Here is a 22,031-nt window from a genome sequence, read left to right on the forward strand (position 1 = left end):
GTTCATGGCAGAGGCGAAAGCGAGCGCATTGAATGAAACGGCCGTTGCTTATCGGACCGCGACACAATTTCCCGCGCTTCACGATCCGCGCCATCCGGTGCATCGCATCGCCAATCGGCTGGAGCCGTTTGTCCGCGCCATCGTGGAAAGCATCTGCCCCGAAAGAATCATCCTCTTTGGCAGCTACGCGTACGGAGAACCCGATGAGCATAGCGACGTGGACCTGCTGGTCATTCGGCGAAACATCGCTTCCGAGAAGGCGAGCAACCTTGAAATCCGTAACGCGTTTGACTCGGTCCCAGGACCGTTATTTTCCTTCACCATCCTCAGCAAGACGCCCGAACGGATCGCCGAACGCCTCTCGGTCAAGAGCCCCTTCTACGAAGACATCGTCGGCAAGGGCATCGAACTGTATGCCGCCCAATAGGCCTTCTGATGAGAACGATCCGGCGGATTGGTTTTACTCAGCCGGAGATCGGCTTCGCGTGGCCGATTCTTCCTGGCGGCATGAGGGATTGACCCATGCGGGCATTGAACTTTTGCAGGAGGCCGCCGAGCGGTATCTCAAGGGCTACCTCGTTGCCCAAGGATGGCGACTGAACCGGACGCACGATCTGCGAAAGCTGCTTGATGAGGCCCAAAGCTATGAACCGGGATCTGGGAACTTCGATGCCGCAGCCAAAGAATTGACCGAGGATTTCTTCGCTCAACATTACCCGGGTGGAGACTGGTCGAGTGTTGGCGCAAATTACGAAACCCTGCGCGCACAGGTTGGCCAGATGCTTGAACTGATTCAGCAAAGTCTGCCGCAATATTTTTCCAAACCGCCCACGAAATAACTTATGAGCAAGACACTTTATCTTTCTCCTCCAAGCTTCGACGGCTTTGACGGCGGCGCGGGTGCGCGCTACCAGGCCCGGCGCGAGGTCACCAGCTATTGGTATCCGACATGGCTCGCGCAACCCGCCGCGCTCACGCCCAACTCGCGCCTGCTCGATTGTCCGCCGCACGACGTTGACCTCGCCAAGTGCCTCACCATCGCGAAGGACTACGACCACGTCATCATCAACACCAGCACGCCCTCGCTGAAGAACGATTGCAAAGTTGCCGAAGCCATCAAGGCGCAGAAGCCCGAGACCAAGATCGGCTTCGTCGGCGCGCACACGATGGTGTTGCCCACTGAAACGCTCAAGGCGTCGCCTGCAATTGATTGGGTCGGCCGCAAGGAATTCGATTACACCTGCGCCGAAGTCGCCGAAGACCGCGACCTCGCGACCATCGCCGGGCTTTCCTACAAGGACAAGGACGGCATGATCAAACACAACCCCGAGCGGGAAATGATTCCGAACATGGACGCGCTCCCGTGGGTGGCCGACGTTTACAAGCGCGACCTCCAGATCGAGAAATATTTCATCGGTTACCTCCTGCATCCGTACATCAGCATGTACACGGGGCGCGGTTGTCCGGCGCAATGCACCTTCTGCCTCTGGCCGCAGACCATCGGCGGACATAAATACCGCGTCCGCTCGCCGCAGAACGTCGCCGACGAAATGGCCTACATGAAGAAACTCTTCCCGCAAGTGCGCGAGTTCTTTTTCGACGACGACACTTTCACCGCGAACCTCCCGCGCGCCCGCGAGATCGCGAAGAAACTCGGCCCGCTGGGCGTTCACTGGAGCTGCAACAGCCGCGCGAACCTCGATTACGACACGATCAAAAGTTTCAAAGACAACGGCCTGCGCCTGTTCCTCGTCGGCTACGAAAGCGGCAACGACGACATCCTCACCCGCATCAAGAAAGGCGTGACGATGGACGAAATGCGCCGCTTCACGAAGTTCTGCCATCAAGCTGGTGTGGTAATTCACGGCACGTTCATCCTTGGCCTGCCCGTCGAAACGAAGGAAACCATCGAGAACACCATCCGTTTCGCTCAGGAACTCGACGTTTTCTCCATGCAAGTCTCGTTGGCCGCGCCGTACCCAGGCACGGAGCTTTACGAAATGGCGCGGCAAAATGGTTGGTTCGTGAAGAAAGACAAAACCGACCTCGTGGAAGGCGACGGCTTCCAACAAAGCGCGCTCGAATATCCCGGCCTGGGCAAGGACGAAATCTATGCGAACGTTGAGCGATTCTACCATCGTTATTACCTGCGCCCGAAACCGATTCTGCGCATCATCAAAACAATGCTGGAGGACAAGGATGTCTGCGTCCGCCGCCTTCGCGAGGGTTACGAGTTCTTCAAGAGCATGGCGCAGCGGCGCAGCGATCTTGAAGCGGTGAAAGCCGCAGCGGCGTAATTGACGGTGGGGCGAGCGTTACAGCGAGCCGTCGAAATGATATGCCCGAAGTTTTCCGAACCGAAGGTTACGTGTTCTACTTTTATGCGAATGAAGGACATGAGCCGGTGCATATCCATGTCCGGCGCGGCGGCGGCTTCGCCAAGTTCTGGATCGAGCCGCTGGAACTGGCTTGGGCGAAGGGACTCAAGACACCGGAATTGACGCGGGCCGAGGAATTGGTTGCAGAACACCGCGACCAGATACAAAGTAAATGGCATGAAGTCTTCAATCGTTGAACTGGAAGCCAAAGCCATGCGGGTTTGGATCGAACGCCGAAACGTCTGCCTGGCGTTGGCGGACGAGCGCGAAATCCGTTTTCCCGCCGCCAAGAACCGCCGCTTGCGCAAGGCCACGCCCCAACAACTCGCCAACGTCGAGTTGATTTGCGACGGCACGGGCTTGCACTGGCCCGACGTGGACGAAGACCTCTCCGTTCAAGGAATCCTGGAAGGCCGACTCGGCCAGCCGTGAGTGAATTCCTTCTCCGCCTCGAACGGATGCCGGGGTGGTGTCGGATCCGATAAGTCGAAATTGCCGCGTTGCAAACGGCTCGCAAATGATTAGAATGTTCACATGACAACGAAAGCAGTAACGGCAAACGGCGCGAGCCGACAGGACGCAAATTACCTCGCCCGGATTGACTCATGCCTTCGTGAAATCAAGGCCATTCACAAGGACATAGTGGGAAAGCGGACCGAAGGCCGAAAGGTATCCGCAATCATTCGCCGCCAGCACGAGGAAATCCAAACCATCCTGGACCGTGTTGAAGCAACTCTTTGATTACGTCCAGCAGCTTCTCTTTCTGGGCCGGGATACCCAGAAGAACCGGGACGACATCGAAGAGCTCCGACGCGAGTTGCAGCAGACCAACGCGCTGGTCATTGAATTGTCTCACAAACTGGAGCGGCTCGCCGAGCGCGAACGACTGGAACGGGAGAAACTCGCGCTCCAACTTGAAAACGCCCTGCTCCGCTTTGAGCGCCGACTTCCACCCGCCAAAGAGCCAAAGAAGTTGAAGTAACTCGCGCCCCGGCGCGAGCGAACGGTGGGCGACTGATTTCACACCGCTGCCGCGCCGCTGCGTTCAAAAAAGATTGGCTCGAAACCATTCGGCTTCTGTTGCGTGAGGGATTCGATGTCGTATCGGTCACGGCGGACTGCCAGGGTCGGGGATTGCATCCGCCGGCAAGTCGGGCGGCTGGCTGGGGTCTGTCCGTCGCCGGCGCCCGCGCCGGCTTTCCGCGAAGGCGTGAATGTCCTTCTCACCCGAACGGAGGAAATCCAGAAAGTCCACGCCCATGTATTTGCAGGTTTGGCAGACGCTCAAAAGGGTCAGGTATTCTTTGAGGCCTTTCTCCGTCGAGCAACCGCCGAGGTGCTCCCGAAGTTTCGCAAACGCTTTGATCGCGTGCTCGGCGTTGTTGTTGTTCCAAGGCACACCGTCGTAATTCAGAAACGTAAAGAGCTTGTCGCGGTTCTTCTCGAAGCGCTCCACGCAAGTCAACGCCCGTGGACTCTCGTAATCACGCACGACAACTTTTCGATAGAAACGCCCCACCGCAGCGACGTGCTTTCGCAGGAAGCGCTTTTTCAGGCCGCGGCGATCCACATCCTCAACGATAGTTTTCAGGAGCTGGCCGAAGCTCGTAACGATGTGTTTCATCTCCTCGTCGTAAGGGTCGTCCAGCATTGCGCCGTTCAAATCCCTGACGAGATGAATCAGGCACTTCTGTTGGGGACAATTGAACGAGTCATAAACCGCGTAGAAATCTGAGATGAGCACGCCCTTGAACTCACGGAGCGTAGCCTGGGCCATCTCGCCCTCGCGGCCGTCCGAATAGAGATATGCCACTTCATGCATGTTCGTGAAGACCCAGACGTAAGCGCGCTTGCCTTGGACGCTCGCGTGGGTTTCGTCGGCATGCACCACGCCTCCAGAGACGATCCGCTCCAGAATTTGTTGCTGAGTTTGGCTGTAGTACGCGGCCATATCTCGCTTCCAAAATGCGAAGGCCGAACTATTCAGATGCAGACCCAACAACCTCCCTAGTTCTTGGGCGACGATTCGAACTGGAATACAAAGTTCGATGACTTGATAGAAGAAAAGAGCATGGACACTTCTGCCGCATTTGGGATGGTTTCCAGGCCCAAGCCGATTCTCATAATCGCCGAAGGTAGCTTTGCACTTTGAACACCAGTAAGGTTGATATTCATATCGGAACACTCGCCTCTTGAGACTGGACCTTCCAAACAGAATCTCTTGGATTCTTTTAGAGCGAACCCCTCCTCGCTTAACGCCTTTTCTCATGCAGCGCGGGCATTGCCGAGAATCTTCGCTCCTCACAACTTTATCAACACGCCACATGATCTTCGCGTCTGGTTTGGCAATGCTGCGCAGTCGCTTCAGCCGTTTGCTGGATCGCACATAAATCCTGTCACGTTGGTAATCCCAATACGCCGCTTTGGTGACGAACTCCAACTCGCTCAATGGGCTGGAGAACTCGCGCCACTTGTTTACGAGCAGATGTTTTAGGTCTTCGGTATTGATTACTTCAGCCTCTTTGCCCGTGGCGGCTTGAACCCCTCCACGCACGGCCAGACCAGAGATTGCGTCAATCAGCAGTGCCAGAGCTTTGCAGTCTTCAGTGTTGTACGTGACGACTTTCTCTTTGAAAGCGGAGTCCTGCGTTTTGTCCCACCTGTTACGCCAAACAACCGTCTGCTTTCCCGACGATCCGGCCTCTGACCACCTGAACCCGAGCCAACCCGCAACTTCTTTCAAACCGTTTGAATAGGTTGGAAAGTAGGTTTGGGCGAACATCACCGAGACAACATTGATTGCCGGGGCCATTGCCCTTGCCACAAGCGAGCCTTCCGGCGGACTGCCGTAACGCGCTTCCATCTGCTTCAAGAAAGTTGTCTCGTAACTGCCGTAATGAATCAACACGGGCTTCTCGACGGTTTCGAGGATGGCAAGGAATTCCCGCCAAATCCTCCCCTCGTCCGCGACGGTGTCCGCCCACAGGCTGTGCTGGACGGCGGATTCGCCTTGGCGGATGCGCAGGCCGATGAGGTAGTAGAAATCGCGGTCGGGCAGGCCCTCGACATCCAGATAGACGGGCGTGCCTTCGATCTTGAGTTCCGGGCTACCGACGATGTGAATTTTCTTCTCTCGAATCGCCAGCGCCTTGAGCGAGTGATGATACTTCTCGCGTTTGTCGCGCAGCCGTTTGGGGCGTCGGCGCGGCCGGAACGTGTAGGAGAGTTGCGTGACGGTGAAGATGCCTTTGCTGCGGAGTTGCTGGCGCTCCTTCGCGCTCATGCCGGCCAGCAGGCTGAGGTCGTCCTTCTCAACCGCGATCTTCCGGCAGCGCGCCTGGAATTCGCACTCGGCGCAGTGCCGGTTCAGGACGAGATCAGGCGCGGAGCGCGGACCGCCGAGTCCGCGCGTTTCTTCACCGTCTGCGTCCGACTCGCGGACAGTGCTGTCCGCGTTCCGGCTGGTGGTAGAACTGCAAAGCAGGACGATCATTTTCTCGAGTCGCTTCCGCACTTCGGCCGCAAGACCCTTCGACGTAACAGAGGTTCGCGCGGACTCGGCGGTCCGCGCTCCGAGCTTCACCTTGAGCATGGCGCGGTCATCGCCGTGAATGATTTTGCCGAGGCTGCTTTCGCGAGCGAGCACTTGGGAGAGGACCAGCGCGTCGAATGCCAGCAGCAACCGGTCGTCCTTGGTGAGCTTGTTGCGGAAGACGAAACGGATGGGAACGAATTGGGCCGGCTTCCCCCGCCCTTCTGACGGCACACGCTCGACGGCGTGAAGGCGGGATTCCAACTGCTGCTCGGAGCGCGGACCGCCGAGTCCGCGCGTTTCTACATTCGGCTGGGACTCGCGGACAAGGCTGTCCGCGCTCCTGCACGGCGTTTGCGCTACCACATCCACCGCCAACCGCCATTTGGCGTTCTTGAGGTCCTCGGTGGCGGGCGGCGCAACGAGGCGCTCGGTTTCCGGTACTTCTTCCTGCAATCGTAGGGCTGCTTCGCGCTGGTAGGATTCCTCCTGGACACGAACCCATTCGGCGTATTCGTTTCGTGAACCGGTTTCACCGAGCGAACAGAGATAGCATTTGGTCGGGCATTTGAGGAAAGCTTCAAATAGTTGGGAAGTAATTTTCATGACGGGAGAATACTACCGCCCTTTCGTTTTCAAATACCACTTCCCGACTCGCGGACAAGGCTGTCCGCGCTCCTACTTCGGCCACTCGCTGACGCGATGCCACCAGTGTTCGAGCCGCTTCAGATATTGGTGCGGATTCGGCATCCGGTCGGCCAGCGATTGGCTGCCGAGGGATTTGTCTGGCCACAAATGCAGGTGATTCTCAATGCCGAGTTCCCTGGCCAGTTCGGAAACCGTGTGCAGCGCGTTAACGGCGTAGTCCTGCCAGCTTTCGCGCGTGGCGAATACTTCCGTCTGCAATCGAACGCCCGTTTCTGCTGCCTGGACTTCAATACGCACCACGTTTTCGGCCCGGATGTTGATGGGTTCGTGGAAAATGGTGAGCGGTTCGAGTTCGGCCACGGCTGTCAGCGTGGCGCGCAAGTCGGCCTCGTCGCACTCCGGATAGGTGGGCGCGACGGCAACATAGACGTGCAAGCCGGCTTCCTTCGCGGCGCGCAGCGCGGCCAGTCGCTGCGACGGCGCTGGGGCTTTCGGCTCATACACCTTGGCCAAGTCGTTGCGCATGGTGGGCAGGCTCATGCCAAAGACCAGACGTTTGCCGAAGCTCTGAAATAAATCGAAGTCGGCCCGCGCCAGCGGACTGCGGGTGAGGATGCGGACGTTGAGCGTGGATTCGTCGCGGATAAGTTCGAGGGAGCGGCGCACGAGGAAGCGCGCGTGCTCGGCCAATTCGCGCTGCCGCGCCGGGTCGGGATGGCGGATGACCTGATACGGGTCGGTCGTGCTGCAATAGATCACCGCGCGATTGCCGTCGGGCTTGAGTTGCTTGCGCGGCGTGTTCTCAGCGGAGCGCAGCGAGGTGAGGAATTTCTGTTCATCCCACGGCCGGAGCAGGACGTAATCGCCCCACTCGGCGTCCGGGTCTGTGACGCCGTATTCGGCAAGCTTCGGTCCTTGCTTGATGGTCGCCGCGCTCGGCACGTAACAAAACCGGCACGCGTGCGAGCATCCGACCGCCACGTTGAACGCCCAATTCGAGAGACTCTTGTAGATGAAATGATTCTCCGCGATGACGGCGGGCGCGTGCCAGAAATCCACGGGCGACTTCTGCAGCTTCAGGCCCAAGCGAGTTTGCGCTGATCTTCTCTCAAGGATTTTCACCCTTCGCAGATTCGGCAGGCGGTGCGTTTTCGACCAACTCGCGCACACAGGGGAGTTGTGTTCCCAAAACCTCGTCAACGATCCCAAGCCAATAGGCGTCCGTTGCCGAAAGAGAATTCTCGCTTTGTTGAAGTCGTTTGCACAGCGAATACACGAAATGCCACAGCGATTCCATCCGCGTTTCCATGTGCTCGAGCAATTTCGCTCTCCCCTCTTTCGCGAATTCTGCCTCCAACTCCTGCTTTTCTGCTTCGGTCAGATATAGCTGCCATCGCTTCGCGACAAATTTCTCCAGGAACTGACGATGCGGGCCGAAATTGAAGTCGTTGAACATCACAAAGTCGCCGACCGCCTTGGCAAGACCGCCACGAGTCAAAGTCCAGTAGCGACCTCTATTTTTGGCCAGTTCGTAATCAAGAATGAAGCGCAAGATATCCGTTTCAACTTCGCCCCAGTCACGATCCTTGGCATTGAGCCGCTCCCAGATAAAACCGCTCAGATCAGACGCCCCTTTGTAGTCTTCTAGCGCTTGCTGTGGCAACCTTCGCAGGTGAAATGAAAGTTGCCTCCGCAAGATAGCGCCGAACACATCGACCTCCGGTGCGTTTGGCAGACTGAGTTCTGTCCGAGCTTTTTGAAAGGAGGCTCGTTGACAGAGGAACAAGAACATGAACCGCTCTACGCTTCGTTCCGCGAGTCGGATGGCAAAGAACTCATTCGCGGCTTGAAGGTCATCCGCAATCGTCTGCGCTGCTTCGAGAGTGATTCCCTCCTCCAAATACTGTCGAGTCCCGTGGTAATGCACTTGAGCCTCCGGGTAGGCGATGGCGTAGTCGCCTGCTGCCAGGAGATCAGCAGCGGCACTGTGAGCGCTGCCGGTGACGACGGTGATGATTCGAGGGGCTTGGCCGTCTTGTCCCGGACACCGCAGCAGACCTGCGAGCACACCGCCCAATCGCGTGCTCCCACCTGGACTATCAATATAGACAGTTATGGGCTGATTGCCCTGTGATCGAAGAGAGCGAATTTGCGGCGTCAGCCTGTCGATCAACTCCTGGTTGATCGTCCCGGTTACGAAAACCGCGCGAGAATCATTGGCGCGATAGCTCGGATGTGGTTGGCCCATCGGAACTCATTCTTTCGCACAGCGCGCTAGAGCAGCCGTCGGGTAAGTGCTTTCTGTGTCATCAGCGTCGAACAACGCAGGTTGATCCTTCGCCTTCTTCCGGATGTTCTCAAAAAAAGAGGCGAGGTCGCTTCCGTAATTACGCCGCACGCGCTCCAGAGCAGAAGTCAACTCCTCGTCTGGGTCAGAGACGATTACAGTTTCACTCGGTTTCGTATTCGAATCCATGACGAGTGCAATGTAGCTGGTTTCAATATGAATCTGCAAGTGGTTTCTTGAATGGCCGAGTTCGGCCTAAATCCTCGACCAACTCCGCCAGTCGCATGCGCGATGTCACCGGCGTTTGAGCCGCTGCAGATATATGTGCGCATTCATCGTATCCGGATACGCCTCGGCCAGCGCGGCGGCACCAGCCAGAGGCCAAGCGCCACGGCCAGGAAAAAAGCGAGATAGATGATCGTAAAGACGTTCTCGCTGAGATCGAAGAACATCACCCGGTGCAGCCAGTGCTGGATGAATGACCCTTGGTAACGCTCTTCACCTCCGGCTAGCAATCGCCACCGATCTTCCCACGTAGTCAGAGGACAGACAAAGCCCGCGACTGACTCGGCAACCACCACACCGATGGCCACAAGGTGCGTCACACGAAACCAAAAGTTCCGCACGAAGACCCAGTGACGCAGCCAGCCGATCCAAATCAGCAGCAGCCCAATGATGACGAAAGCAACAAAGGCGGCATGAACAACCAACACCAAATCGGCCAGCACGAGATAAAACCGCTGGGGGCTTGTCATAAACCGACGATGCCGCAGCGTGTGCCGACTGACAAGGATACAGCACGACATACGTTGGCTGAAGTTGAGCTGCTCGAGATATTTCTCCCAATAGCATCGTCCAATTCTCCGGATTTCCCGGTGGCGGACGGGGCTTTGAGCGCCTATGGTTGCGACATGAGCACAGTCAGGTTCTGCAAAAATGCTCTTGTGTGGGCGCTTTTCCTCTTCCAGTGGCACTGGGTTAGCACCGAGTTGCGCGCCGACGATGTGCTGTTTGACGCCGACCGGCGACGCATGGTGGCGGAGCAACTTGCGGGTCCGGGTCGCGGCCTTACGAACGCACGGGTGCTGTCGGTCATGGGCAAGGTGCCACGGCATGAATTCGTGCCGGCGAGTCTGCGCACTCAGGCTTACGACGACCGTCCACTCCCCATCGGCCACGGGCAAACCATTTCGCAGCCCTTCATCGTCGCGTTCATGACGGAAAAGCTTGAACCGAAAGCCACCGACAAGATCCTGGAGATCGGCACCGGGTCCGGCTATCAGGCGGCCGTTCTCGCTGAATTGGTCGCCAAGGTCTATACGATTGAGATCGTCGAACCGCTGGCTCTTCGGGCGGAAGCCGACCTGAAACGTCTCGGCTACACCAACGTCCTGGTCAGGGCGGGCGACGGTTACAAAGGCTGGCCCGAAGCCGCACCGTTCGATGCGATCATCGTCACGTGCGCGCCCGATCATGTCCCGCAACCGTTGGTGGACCAACTCAAGGAAGGCGGACGGATGATCATTCCGGTCGGACCACTGGGCGACCAAGAGCTTTTTGTTCTGCAAAAGAAAGCAGGCAAGGTCGAGCAGCGCGCGGTTCTGCCGGTCCGGTTCGTACCCATGACGGGACGGAAGGGAGCAGACACAAAGCAGTGAACGCTTCGCTGGGGCAGCCGACGCTGTGGTTGGAGTCCAAGCTTTAGCTTGCGCCGGAGCGGTTGGCGATTCTGCAAGCTGAAGCTTGAACTCCAACTCCTGAATGCGACCCGTGAACCCGCAACGCCAACTCGGTCTGGTGAGCGCAACGGCGCTGGTCGTCGCCAATATGATCGGCACCGGCGTGTTCACGACCAGTGGATTTCTGCTGGCCGAATTGCGTTCGCCCTGGCTCGTGCTGGCAGCGTGGGCAGTGGGCGGCGTGATCGCCACGCTCGGCGCGCTCAGCTACGGAGCACTGGCTCGTCGCATCCCGGAGTCGGGCGGCGAATATCTTTTCCTTTCACGAACGCTGCATCCTGCCGCCGGTTATCTCGCAGGCTGGGTTTCGTTGTTGGTCGGGTTCTCGGCGCCATTGGCCGCCGCCGCTTTCGCGTTCGGAGAATACTCGAAGAGTTGGCTAACCGCCTGGTCTCCACGTATGAGCGGCACTCTGTTGGTCATCACCTTTTCCCTGTTGCACGCAGCGCACGTCCGACGCGGTGCGTGGGTGCAAAACGTCGCCGTTATTTTCAAGGTCGTTCTGATAGTGGTGTTCGCTGGGTTCGCTTTTTCGAAACTGCCGCTGCCCGTGGACATGGCCGTTGATGCGTTTCCGCTGTCCGCGTTTGGCGTATCGCTGGTGTGGATTTCTTTCAGCTACTCGGGCTGGAATGCGGCGATTTACATTGGGAGCGAGGTGCGCGATCCGGAGCGCAACCTGCCGCGCGCGTTGCTGCTGGGGACGGGATTGGTCACGTTCCTCTATCTCGCGCTCAACACCGTGTTCGTTTTCGCCGCGCCACCCGCAGCGCTGGCGGGCAAACTGGACATTGGCCGTGTCGCCGCCGAACACCTCGGCGGCCCGGCTTTGGCAAACGTCGTCGCCGCGCTCGTGGCGTTGACCTTGGTAAGCTCGACCTCATCGATGATCATGGCCGGCCCGCGGGTCTATGCGCGGATGGCGGCGGACGGCTATTTGCCATGTTGGTTGAAAACTCGAGAAGGCCCACCGCGCGCGGCAATTTTCTTCCAAGGTTTCCTCGCGCTCCTTCTACTCTGGACAACCGCATTCGAGGGCCTGCTCACTTACATCGGCTTCACACTCGGCTTGAGCACGGCGGCGACCGTGCTGGGGCTGGTGCGGCTGCGCCGGCGTGAAGGCAAACAATTGCGCGTGCCGGGCTGGCCGTGGGTGCCGACACTATTTCTGATCAGCGTATCGGGAACCACTGTGTTCAGCATCAGCCGTCGCCCGATGGAAAGTCTTCTCGGCATGGCGACCATTGGAGTTGGCTGGTTGGCCTGGCGATGGAGCCAAAGAAGGAAGTGAAACAACCAAAGCGCACACTCGAATGTCTCGGCCAGAACCAAGACGAGTGGTCTTCGAGAGCGTCGAACCGCCTCTATCACCGCTACTACCTGCGACCGAAACCGATTCTCCGCATCTTCAAAATCATGCTGGAGGACAAGGACGTTTGTGTCCGGTGACTGCCCGAAGGCTACGAATTCTTCAAAAGGCTTAGGCAACGCCGCAGCGACTTGGCGGCGGCACAATCGGCGGTAGGTTAGTTTCCGTTTCGGTGATTCTGAACTCGAATTTTTGCAAGTTGCGGAATCGCCCGCTGCGCCATTGCGAAGTACTCCGGGGACATTTCAAGTCCGACGCTTCGTAAACCTTGTTGTTCTGCAGCTGCGATTGCCGACCCGGATCCCATGAAAGGGTCCAGAATCACGCCTGTTTCAAAAGGGAGCACAGCGCGAACGATTTGGCGGATGAAGGCTTGAGGTTTTAGCGATGGATGACAAGCGATGTCTCTTTCCACCCTCGGTGCAACCCCCGATTGGATGAGATCTCGAAAAGGTGCGTCCTTCGAGGGTCGGCGCAAGGCCCCTGCTTTCCATTTGAGCAAATTGTCTCGGACCCGTCCCTCACAAGGTTTTCGGAAGACAAGCCACGGTTCCCATGACGACCGCGGGACAACCGAAAGCTGGCTGTATTTTCTGTGCGCTCCCTTTGGGCGATCACCTCCTCGTAAAGTTTTCACTATCCTGGCAACTTGGCCGCGCAACTCAAATCCGGCTTCCAAGAATTCTGCGATGACCAAGTGGAGCAAAAGATTTTGGGTCGCGAGAATGACGTGTCCCCCGGGAACAAGAACCTTGAAAAGTAGCGGAGCTAGTTGCCCGTGGAATTTTTTTACCTCCGCGATTTGGTTTTCGGTCAAGACAGTAAAACGCGGCATAGGACTTCGCTGATGCCCATCATAGTTAGGCGGCAGCCTCCAGATTCCGCCCTTGCCATTCTTTCTCTTGCGAAGTTCCTCCTTGGAATACTCGATGATCGCGTAAGGGGGGTCGGTGACAATTGCATGCACTGTCTTCGCTCGCCGCTTCTTCAACCACTCGAACGCATTGACACGGTAGATTGTATAGCGGTTCGGCTGCTTCATGAGTGAGTTTTCCGGGAATGAGTGAATGGAGTGAGGATTTCCACCATGACGGCATGCCGCACGGCCCTGCGCGGCTTGTCGTTTGCGCCCTTTTCGACGGCCCGTACGTAATTCACGGCTCCGTCACTTGCCTTCGCGTCTTCGTCTGCCAAACGTGCATCAACTTCGGCTTCAAATTCGTTCAACGCTTTTCGCACGTTCGTGCGCTTTTTTTCAGAAAAGTCATGTGATCTAAGGAGACTCGCAGCGGCAATAAAAAGTGTGTAGAAATCCGTCTTGTTGCTCCAACGCGTAGCTTTGATGTCGGGGAGAACCTTCTGAATCATTTCGAGTGTTCGGTCGAACAGCCTGTGACCCTTCCGCTGCTCGGGGAATTCATCTTCATAGTCTTCGTACTGGCGGTAGTACTCGTCGAGAACCGCCGCACTCCCGCCTTGCGGCCCGTGCAGCGTTCCAATCATCAATTCGCTCACGAACTCCACGTCTCCCATGCGCCGAATTGATGCCGTAGAGACGATTTTGTTTTCAGCCCAATACTCGATATCTGCAAGCTTTTCGATCAGTTTCACAAACGGACCTGAAAACGTCGCGTGTCTAAGCTCCTGAGGTTTGAGAGGCGTCAAGAACTTGTTCAGGCGACGAAACATGTCACGTACTTGTTCGTCATCTTCAGTGTTCAGATAACGCACGGCGAACTTGTATCCGTAGAGCTTCTTTTTTTCGTCTGGGTTGAGATCGTTGATAGTCTTGTTCCGCCATTCGGAGTTTGGCTCAAGCTTATCAAGAGTGAATTTGTTGAAGTCCTTTTCCTCAGGGTCGATTTCAGCCCCGAGGAATTGGAGCACTGCTCGAGTCCGCTGTTGTCCATCTACGATTGCGTAAGTGACTTTCCCCTCAGGCGTAGTTGTCTGTTGGATGTAGATCTCCGGTACGGGCAAGTCCATGAGTATGGATTCGACCAAAGAGCATTTCTGTCGAGCGGCCCAAACAGGTTTTCTTTGAAACGGAGGTTTGATTATCAGCGTTCCCTCCAAATATCGGTCGCGAAACCAGGCTACATTTTGTTGCGTTGATTCGAAGTTCATATTGGTGTTTAGATTGAAACAATGGCCTTCAATTCGCTCAAGCCAGCAGTGTGATAAAGTAGCGCATGCTCCCAGCTTCGGTACAGCCGTCCAGACACGTCGCGTGCTCCGAACTCTGGATACAGACTGAGGCTTCTGAATGCCGCGAACCACTTTGCGGAGAAATCCCGTACAGGTGCAAGCGAATGAGGAAAAGATAACCCTTCAAATCTGATCTGGTCCGGACAAAACCAGCCCCAATACAAATCATCCTTGCGCGTGCTGCACCAGCGAAAATCTACCTCCGCCAATCTTCGTCCCCGACGAGGATAATGCCAATTCAGGATTGTATGCCAGATTCCGTCGAACAAAGCAGGGTCAACGATGAGCACGTCAATATCCGAACGCTCATTGAATTCGCGGCTGAAACTGTCCGGACTCAAACTAAAGCCGATCTTCGCACTCCCGACAATCCGCACATTCTCCGGCCTCGTCGGCAACTCATGGCAGAGATGCTGTGCGAGCTTTGTCTGTCGCTCGGGAAATCGTTTGAAGACGTATGGCGTGCCTTCAAACAAGTACTCCTGAACAAGCGATTTCAGTGGCTTTGTCCGCAACAGGTCTTTGAATTCGCTGGGCGTCGGATACACGCCCGAATGAGAATACGAACCCGGAAAGTTCACAAGAACGAAACAGCACCAATCGCCAGCGAAACCACGAATAGGAAACTGTAGAGCGTTTGAGTTTGGTCACTTTGGCCACTCGCTGACGCGATGCGACCAGTGTTCGAGTCGCTTCAGATACGTGCGCCGATTCGATATCCGGTCATTCCCCTGACTTTCGGCGTTGGCAAAGTTCCTTCAGCCCTTCTTCCACTTCGGCGCGGGGCAGATTGGCTTGGCTCAACACCGCGTCGCTTCGCGCCAGCAGCCGTTGGTAGAAGGCGATGCCGAACTCCACGATGGCATCGTTGTCCGGCTCGGCGTCGAGCATGGCGAACAGCGCGTCCTCGGCCTTGGCGAATTCACCGGTGCACTCGTAGTGTTGCATCAACAGGGCGTGAGTCCGCATCGGCAGGGGCGGGGGCAAGGCAGTGACGAGCATTTCGACTTTGGGCACGAAATCGGGACAATCAGAGACTTCGCCCCTCGCCAGAGTGTCGAGCAACACGTGCAAAGCTTTCAGGTAACATTCGCGGCTATGTTCGGGATGATCTTGAGCCGCCGCCACATCGCCGGCTTGCTTGAGCAGCGCTGTCAGCAGCAGGGTTTTGTGCCGCACGACCTGGGTGGGTTCACCTTGCACCAACCGGGCGAGCAGTTCGGTTTCGGAGAGGCGCGCCACGGCTTGCGCGCCGTCGCCGATGAGTCGCTGGAACTCGGCATCCAGCGCCTCGGAGGCTTCCGTCCAGCGTTGGCCCTTCTTCAAGGAGTTGATTCGCGCCAGCGCCCGGATACACTCCTCAATCATCCGCAAGATGTAGTCGCGCCGAATCATGAGGACCGGAAATCACATGCTCTTCACATCACTGCGGGCCTGTTCTTCTTGGTGTTGCCCGATTCAGTTTGGCGATTGATTCGTCTTTGATGAACCCGTGATAAAGACCCATGTAGTACGGGAGTAGAAACACCGCGCCGTCCGCGAGTTCACGACCATCGCCGCCGGTATCCAGCGCGAACGGATTATGGTTCCAGTGATTGAAGAAACGTTCATCGACGGGGATCACCTTGCCGTTGACGCGATAGCCGGAGCGTTGACCTCTCCGCGCAAAACCGAAGCCGCCCTCCGGCCTCAATAATACGAGGTCAAGGCGATGGCTGTTCGTGTGCCGCCAGTCAAACCGATCCAGCGGAAATCGCTTCAACGTCTCGACCGCGTCCTCCAGCCAGCCCGTTGACGGATTGAAACCTCGCGCCGGACGGTCGTCGGTGGATTGCCTTCCAAAAGTGGATGCACCGAACACGAAGTTGAAGAACGGGTTCATCTCCGGAGATTCAAGCGTCCAATAAGTGTAGAAAGGATAGCGCGCTGCCGCCGTCAGCTTCGGGTCGTTGCCGTATTTCATCAGATTGTAAAAGGACATGAACGCCATCTCGTCGTCGGATTGATTGCCGGTGCCGACGCCCTGCTGCGGTTTCGGAACGCGCAGGTTTGTGTCGAAGGCGTACTTCTCGCAAAGCACGTTGATGAGCTGGCGATAATGGGAATCGCCGGTGACGTGTTCGGTGGCGGCGAGGTAAGAGAGCAGGCTCAGCGACCTGATGCCGCGCTCGCCGGACCATCGCGGGTCGTGATTCAACACGTCGGGATTATAAACGCCCCAGCGCGTCGGCGTGCCGTCGTGGTCGATCAAATTGAAGTCATGACTGATGATGTGATCCATGAGTGCGCGCAAGTGTTCGCGGACGCGCGCTTTCTCGGCTTCGGTCTCGCACACGAGATCGTAATAAAGCGGGTAGAAGAAAAAGTGGCCATCCAGCTCGTCGGAGCTGGTGTCGCTCTTCCAATACCACTGGCCGTCCTTGCTCTTGGGCCAGCGCGGTTCATACACCTTCCACAGCGGATCGCGTTCATGTTCGCGTTTGTCACCTTCTATCCGGCCAATGTTTGGGTCGCGCCCGCTGGTGGGCAGAATGGTCCGCGCCACGTAGCCCGGCGGCGGAGAATGTTCGCCGCCTTGTGTGACTTGACCGAGCCAGCGCAGCGCTTCGAACGCCTTCTGCGCCCGGTTTTTTGCCAACGGATTTTTAGTCGCGCCGTAGGCGAAACACTCGCCCGCGCCGTACATGCTTGTCCAGAGACCGTCATTGTCGCTGTCGGTTTGAGTGAATTGGTTCGTCGAGCCGGTCTTCGCCACGTAAACTTCCAGGACGTATTCCCACGGCGTCCGCCGATGAAGCGCGTCGATTTGATCTTCGTAGAATTTCGCCTTCTCGCTGAGCGTCATGCTTCGGCGTTCAATGAAACTGAGGCCTGCCGAAGTCGCGATCCAGGCATGTCCTTCGCGCGTGATCGCAATTTCATTGACGACATCGTCGGGCAACCAGCGCCGGCCCTGGCGATACTCCCAATTCTTCCCATCGAAACGGATTGCACCCATGCGCGTCCCGAACCACACAACGCCATCCGGACCCACCGCCATCGTCCTGAAATCATTGTATGGCAATCCCTCGGCACCGGTGAACAGCGTCCACTCCTTGTCGAAACGTCCCACGCCCTGCGGCGAAGCAAACCACAAACGCCCCAAACTGTCATAAGCCACGCCGCGCACATTAATTGGCGCCCAACTGCGACCCTTCTTGTCCGAGGGAAAGAGACGCGTCCACTTCTTTGCTTCGCGTTGGAAAAGCCCAGACGCCGCGCCCACGAAAAAATCAGGCCCATCGGCGACCGCGAACACTTCCCGGTTCGTGCCCAAGGTTTCATTCAGCGGAGTCACCGGTTCAAACTTGTCACCTTTCTTTTCGAACAGACCGCGATCAGTCGCCAGATAAGTACCTCCGCCGATGCCGAGCGAGTTCACCTTCACTCCAAGCGGCAACCGGGCGATGGGCTTTATCTTTTCTCCGTCCAGCGCGAAGAGTTGACCTTTCGATACAAACGCAGACGAGCCGGTGGCCAGCGCTTCCACGGGCGCGCCGAAGGTGGCTTTAACTACTGACCAATGACCATCCACGAACCGCGCCAGCCCGTTGGTCGTCCCCGCGAGAACCGTGTGCTCGTCTTGAAGCACAACACAAATCACAGCATTCGCGGGAAGTCCATCCGCAGTTGTGAATTCCCTCCGTACTTCATGCTTGAAAGTACCGATGGTGACGGACGGTGATTGTGCCGCGGCGAAGGTAAGACTGGCGAGCAATGCCGCGAGGGAGGACACGGAAGGAAAAGGAGTTTGCATGGTGACGATGGTAACTTTGTTTAGAGGACGCAACATTATGGTTTGAGCGCGACGTTTCAACTCGAAACCGCCATCGACCAAGGTGCGATTAACTCGCGTGGCTCAATCGCCTTGTTCGACCCAGGCTTCGTTGAAATGGGCGTGCTTGATGGTTTTCAAGTTGAAGCTGTAGGTTGCGTGCAGCGAACCATCACGCGACTGGATGAGCGAGGGGTAGTCAAATCGCCCGCCGGCTTGGTTCTCCAGGTGCCGTTTCCAGCGCCAGGATTTTCCCTCGTCGGTGGAGATTGAAACCGCCAGGCAGTCGCGCGGGCCACCCTCTTTGTCGTTGTAAATCATCATGAGGTGGCAGTTGCGGAGCATCACGGCCTCGATGCCGGCACCGGGATTGGGCAGATCGGTGTTGGTGATTTCCGTCCAGGTTATGCCGCCGTCACCCGATTCGCTGCGCCGGATGCGGTGCGTGCCGCCGGCGTCGCGAAGGTAAGCGACCAACCGACCGTCCTTCAGTCGAACCACGCTGGGCTGCTCAACGCCACCGCCGGGGACGACGTGGGAAGTGGTCCAGGTTTCGCCGCCGTCGCGGGTCATGGCCATGGCAGCGACACTGAAATTTTCGTTGGCCAGAGGCAGCAACAGTGTGCCATCGCGCAGAATCAAAGGATGAACCCGTGGCATCCAACCGAGGCGGCGCGCGAAGGGGTCTTTGAGCCGGCCCTTCAGAATATCAGAGAAAGCCATCAGCCGGCTGTTCTCGCTGGCGCGGTTGCGAAGCTGTTCGGTGAGGCGGGTCACCGCTTCATCGAGGTCGGGCGGGCGCGGCACCAGAATGTTTTCGCGTTCCCAGCGAGGGTGTGCTGCACCTTCATAATCGGAGGAAACTTTGTACCACAACAGGCTGCTTTCCCAGGAACGAATCGGCACCGCGAGCAACGTTGCGTGAAACAACCAGAGCCGCTTCTGCTGATCGATGACCAGCGCCGGGTTGTTGTCCGAAAGGCCGAACGTGTCGGACATGACAAACGGCTTCTCCCACGCCGACCTGCCTTTTCTTCGCCGCGCACCGCCAATCCGCACATTGTCACTTTTGTCCTGATCGCCCTGATAAAAGTTGGTGCCCAGGGCCGGCCCGTTCTCGTACCAGACGGCCAGCAGATTTCGACGGGGAGTTTCGACAACGCACGAGGCGTGGACATGGCCATGACTTTCGACCACCGGGTCAAAGATCCATTCGGACTCGTAAAGAGGCGACTCCGCAGCGAACGTACTGCCGCCGATGAGCACGACAAGCCTGAAAACCACAAAACACTTTTTCATATTGCCGGCTAACCCTGACAGAAATTGCCCGTTGCCGAAACAAAAAGTGCACCGTTTCGCGACTCCGAAAGAGACGTTTCTAGCTTTGACGCCGCAGGAACCGGTCTTCACACTTCCGCTGTGAAAACCCAGCGCTGCCTCTTCATGCCGTTCATCCTCGCGAAGCGAAAACATCTGTCATTATTGGTGACGCTGTGCCTGTTGAAACCAGGTTTCCAACCAGCCGTCACCGCCGCGCCGACTGTGACCGATGCGGTCCGACCCACCGGTCGCATTGTTCAAAAGTCGTCAGCGGAGAAAGGCGCCATCACGCCAGCGGCGATGACCGCGTGGAAAATTGTTTGTGATTCCGCCGCTACGGAATCCGAACGCTACGCCGCGACAGAGTTTCAGCGATTGTTCAAAGGCATGACCGGCGCGTTGCTGCCCGTGGTGGAATCTATGGCGGCAAACCAAGCCGCGGTCTTCGTCGGTCAGGACGCGGTCGCGCATGCCGGCCAAACGGCGGATGGTGGCGATTTGGGCGAGGAAGCGTTGCGGATTCGCGTTGGACCGAAGGGGGTGTGTATTGACGGCGGGCGACCGCGCGGCACCCTCTACGGCGTCTATGAATTCTTCGAGGAGTTGTGCGGCGTGCGGTTCCTGACATTCGATGACACCTATTTTCCGCCGGACGCGGCGCAACGGAAAATTCCGGTCGGCGTTCGCGTCGTGAATCCAACGTTCGCCTTCCGCTGGTCGTATTACGGCGAGAACAGCCGGCACCCAGAATTCGCCGCGCGCTTGAGAGTCAACACGGTGAGCGATGATCCAAAGCTCGGCGGGCGCACGGGTTTCCGGTTGGTCAATCACAACGTCGCCTACCTCGTGCCCCCGGCGAAATACGGCAAGGCGCACCCGGAGTATTACGCGCTGGTGGCCGGCGAGCGGAAACTGGAGATGGGTGGCGGCGGACCACAGTTGTGCATGAGCAATCCGGAGTTGATCAACGTCGTCGTGAATGCCGTGCTCGAGGAGATCAGAAAAAATCCGACCGCCCGCAACCTCAACATCGCGCAAATGGACAATGAGAGTTTTTGCACCTGCGCGCGCTGCGCGGAGATTGACGCGCGGGAGGAATCGCACGCCGGGGCGACGCTCGCCTTCGTCAACGCGGTTGCCGAGCGCATCGAGAAAACCAACCCCGACGTGTTCATCAGCACTTTCGCCTATCAGTACACCCGCAAACCGCCCAAGATTCTCAAGCCGCGCCGCAACGTGATGATCCAGTTGTGCAGCATCGAGTGCTGCGATTTCCACGCCATCGATGATCCAGCGTGTCCGTTGAACCGCTCGTTCTGCGCGGACATGGCGGGCTGGAAGAAGATCGCGAACAACGTCTTCATCTGGCACTACAACACCAACTTCAAGGGCTACCTCCTCCCGTTCCCCAACTTGCGCAGCATCGGCCGGAGCGTTTCCTTTTTTGCGAAGAACAACGGCCAGGGCGTGTTCATGCAGGCGGCGGGCAACGGCTTTTCCACCGAACTCAGCGATCTACGCAACTATGTCATGGCGCGTTGTCTCTGGAAGCCCGGTCGCGATAGTTGGAAGGAGGCGGAGGAATTTTGCCGGCTCCATTACGCTGAAGCCGCCGGGCCGATCCTGGCCTACCTGAAGTACTATCACAACCTCGTCGGCAAATCGGGAGTGCATCCCACCTGTTTCCCAACGGAGTCGTCGTTGTGCATCACGCCGGAGTCCGCGCGACGCATCATGGGGTACTTCGAGGAGGCATTGTTGCTGGCGAAGTCGGATGCCGTGCGCGCTCGCATCGAGAAGGCTTCGCTCTGCGCGTATCGTGCCGCGGTGAGTGCGTCGAGCATGCGCTTGGTTTATCGCAATGCCGTCTGCCACCCCGACCTTGAAGGATTCGATCCTGGCCTGTTGGATCGTTACGCGGCGTTGTGCACGCGTTTCGGCGCCACGATGGATGACGAACACGTCTCGACGGAGAAATTCCTCGGCGCGATGCGCGGACTGCACAACGGGTTGAAGGCCGTCAGTTTGGAAAACGAATCCTGGCGCGTGGTGGTGCTGCCGGAGAGCAATGCGAAGGTGGTGGAGATGACGTACAAACCCACCGGTCGCAATGTGGTTCGCGCCCCGCGGTCGTTCAATCGCTTCCGTCACGAGGAATGGGTGCGCCAAGGCGAGGGACCCATCGCCGAAAACATTAGGGCGTTCGATGTTCAGGCCGAACCGACCAGGGCCGTCTTGTCATTGACGACGAAAGACGGTGCCCGCATCCAGCGCACCATTTCCCTGACGGACGACGCGGTCCGCTTCGAGACCACGATGACTGCGGACGCGCCGCGCAGGTTCGATTTCCTCGTGCATCCGGAATACGACACCGCCACGATGTCCGATGATCCCCGCGTGCTGGCCATTTACGTCAGGCAATCGGATTGGACGCACGCCAACCGCCAATGGCGCGAGGCGATGCCGACCGACCAGCAAATGGACGTGATCAAGAATGCCGTCGGCGGCGGGGCCTTCGCCTACTTCAATCATCAGGCCAAGTTCGGTGTGGAACAGCGCTTCGATCCCGCCGACTTCAGCGGGCTCGGACTCTTTTGGAATCCCTCGCGGCAGCAGATCAATCTCGAAATGATCTCGAAAACTGTGTCGTTGGAAAAAGGAGAACGCGCGCGTTTCGCCTACGAAGTGCGTTATCTCAGGGAAGCGCCCAAGCGCAACCGTTGACCAAAACCGAAC

At 57.6% G+C, this 22,031-nt stretch carries 22 protein-coding genes; 11 read left to right on the forward strand and 11 right to left on the reverse strand.

Annotated elements, in window-relative coordinates; all coding sequences use genetic code 11:
• The first annotated feature begins 4 nt into the window (after positions 1-4).
• From HY298_13825 to HY298_13855, 7 genes are all read left to right on the forward strand, one after another.
• Positions 5-427 carry a nucleotidyltransferase domain-containing protein gene (locus HY298_13825; protein MBI3851335.1) on the forward strand — a complete coding sequence of 141 codons (423 nt, stop codon included), beginning with the start codon at positions 5-7 and terminating at the stop codon, positions 425-427.
• On the forward strand, positions 414-839 hold the full coding sequence (locus tag HY298_13830) for a HEPN domain-containing protein (GenBank protein MBI3851336.1): 426 nt from the start codon (positions 414-416) through the stop codon (positions 837-839). Before HY298_13825 ends, HY298_13830 begins: the two co-directional genes overlap by 14 nt.
• Positions 840-842: 3 nt before the next feature.
• Positions 843-2,297: a hopanoid biosynthesis associated radical SAM protein HpnJ gene (gene hpnJ, locus HY298_13835; protein ID MBI3851337.1), complete on the forward strand. Its 1,455-nt coding sequence runs from the start codon at positions 843-845 to the stop codon at positions 2,295-2,297.
• 41 nt (positions 2,298-2,338) lie between these two features.
• Positions 2,339-2,575 carry a DUF4160 domain-containing protein gene (locus tag HY298_13840; GenBank protein ID MBI3851338.1) on the forward strand — a complete coding sequence of 79 codons (237 nt, stop codon included), beginning with the start codon at positions 2,339-2,341 and terminating at the stop codon, positions 2,573-2,575.
• Positions 2,556-2,810 (forward strand): DUF2442 domain-containing protein, encoded by a 255-nt coding sequence (locus HY298_13845; protein MBI3851339.1) that lies wholly within the window; start codon positions 2,556-2,558, stop codon positions 2,808-2,810. Before HY298_13840 ends, HY298_13845 begins: the two co-directional genes overlap by 20 nt.
• Before the next feature lie 102 nt (positions 2,811-2,912).
• On the forward strand, positions 2,913-3,119 hold the full coding sequence (locus HY298_13850; GenBank protein ID MBI3851340.1) for a hypothetical protein: 207 nt from the start codon (positions 2,913-2,915) through the stop codon (positions 3,117-3,119).
• Complete coding sequence (locus HY298_13855; protein ID MBI3851341.1) at positions 3,100-3,360, forward strand: hypothetical protein; 261 nt, start codon at positions 3,100-3,102, stop codon at positions 3,358-3,360. The genes HY298_13850 and HY298_13855 overlap by 20 nt, the downstream gene beginning before the upstream one ends.
• Positions 3,361-3,486: 126 nt before the next feature.
• Here the strand turns inward: HY298_13855 and HY298_13860 are convergent, their stop codons facing one another.
• From HY298_13860 to HY298_13880, 5 genes are all read right to left on the reverse strand, one after another.
• Positions 3,487-6,516: an IS66 family transposase gene (locus HY298_13860; GenBank protein MBI3851342.1), complete on the reverse strand. Its 3,030-nt coding sequence runs from the start codon at positions 6,514-6,516 to the stop codon at positions 3,487-3,489.
• Positions 6,517-6,588: 72 nt separating this feature from the next.
• Complete coding sequence (locus HY298_13865; GenBank protein ID MBI3851343.1) at positions 6,589-7,644, reverse strand: hypothetical protein; 1,056 nt, start codon at positions 7,642-7,644, stop codon at positions 6,589-6,591.
• Between the two features lie 22 nt (positions 7,645-7,666).
• Positions 7,667-8,806, reverse strand: coding sequence for an ATP-dependent Clp protease proteolytic subunit (locus HY298_13870; protein ID MBI3851344.1), 1,140 nt, complete (start codon positions 8,804-8,806; stop codon positions 7,667-7,669).
• Positions 8,807-8,812: 6 nt separating this feature from the next.
• A complete protein-coding gene (locus HY298_13875; GenBank protein MBI3851345.1) occupies positions 8,813-9,073 on the reverse strand; it encodes a hypothetical protein in 261 nt (86 codons plus the stop codon).
• A gap of 104 nt (positions 9,074-9,177) precedes the next feature.
• Entirely contained in the window at positions 9,178-9,600 is a 423-nt protein-coding gene (locus tag HY298_13880; GenBank protein MBI3851346.1) for a DUF2784 domain-containing protein, read from the reverse strand.
• Between the two features lie 156 nt (positions 9,601-9,756).
• Between HY298_13880 and HY298_13885 the strand changes: the two genes are divergently transcribed.
• The 3 genes from HY298_13885 to HY298_13895 all read left to right on the forward strand — a co-directional run bounded on the left by HY298_13885 (position 9,757) and on the right by HY298_13895 (position 12,033).
• Entirely contained in the window at positions 9,757-10,503 is a 747-nt protein-coding gene (locus HY298_13885) for a protein-L-isoaspartate(D-aspartate) O-methyltransferase (GenBank protein MBI3851347.1), read from the forward strand.
• A gap of 103 nt (positions 10,504-10,606) precedes the next feature.
• Entirely contained in the window at positions 10,607-11,875 is a 1,269-nt protein-coding gene (locus tag HY298_13890) for an amino acid permease (GenBank protein MBI3851348.1), read from the forward strand.
• Positions 11,872-12,033, forward strand: a complete 162-nt coding sequence (locus tag HY298_13895; GenBank protein ID MBI3851349.1) for a hypothetical protein — start codon at positions 11,872-11,874, stop codon at positions 12,031-12,033. The genes HY298_13890 and HY298_13895 overlap by 4 nt, the downstream gene beginning before the upstream one ends.
• 77 nt (positions 12,034-12,110) lie before the next feature.
• On the opposite strand, the gene HY298_13900 is transcribed toward HY298_13895, so the two are convergent.
• The 6 genes from HY298_13900 to HY298_13925 form a co-directional block, all read right to left on the reverse strand.
• On the reverse strand, positions 12,111-12,995 hold the full coding sequence (locus HY298_13900) for a site-specific DNA-methyltransferase (protein MBI3851350.1): 885 nt from the start codon (positions 12,993-12,995) through the stop codon (positions 12,111-12,113).
• A complete protein-coding gene (locus tag HY298_13905) occupies positions 12,992-14,080 on the reverse strand; it encodes a DUF262 domain-containing protein (protein ID MBI3851351.1) in 1,089 nt (362 codons plus the stop codon). Before HY298_13905 ends, HY298_13900 begins: the two co-directional genes overlap by 4 nt.
• An 8-nt stretch (positions 14,081-14,088) precedes the next feature.
• On the reverse strand, positions 14,089-14,742 hold the full coding sequence (locus tag HY298_13910) for a hypothetical protein (GenBank protein MBI3851352.1): 654 nt from the start codon (positions 14,740-14,742) through the stop codon (positions 14,089-14,091).
• A 142-nt stretch (positions 14,743-14,884) separates the two neighbouring features.
• Positions 14,885-15,556, reverse strand: coding sequence for a hypothetical protein (locus tag HY298_13915; protein ID MBI3851353.1), 672 nt, complete (start codon positions 15,554-15,556; stop codon positions 14,885-14,887).
• Positions 15,557-15,584: 28 nt separating this feature from the next.
• A complete protein-coding gene (locus HY298_13920) occupies positions 15,585-17,957 on the reverse strand; it encodes a hypothetical protein (protein ID MBI3851354.1) in 2,373 nt (790 codons plus the stop codon).
• 102 nt (positions 17,958-18,059) lie between these two features.
• The gene (locus HY298_13925; GenBank protein ID MBI3851355.1) at positions 18,060-19,274 is read right to left on the reverse strand and encodes an exo-alpha-sialidase; all 1,215 of its coding nucleotides are present in this window, start codon (positions 19,272-19,274) and stop codon (positions 18,060-18,062) included.
• Between the two features lie 120 nt (positions 19,275-19,394).
• Between HY298_13925 and HY298_13930 the strand changes: the two genes are divergently transcribed.
• A complete protein-coding gene (locus HY298_13930) occupies positions 19,395-22,019 on the forward strand; it encodes a DUF4838 domain-containing protein (GenBank protein ID MBI3851356.1) in 2,625 nt (874 codons plus the stop codon).
• Positions 22,020-22,031 lie beyond the last annotated feature (12 nt).

Source organism: Verrucomicrobiota bacterium, from assembly GCA_016200005.1.
Taxonomy (GTDB): domain Bacteria; phylum Verrucomicrobiota; class Verrucomicrobiia; order Limisphaerales; family PALSA-1396; genus PALSA-1396.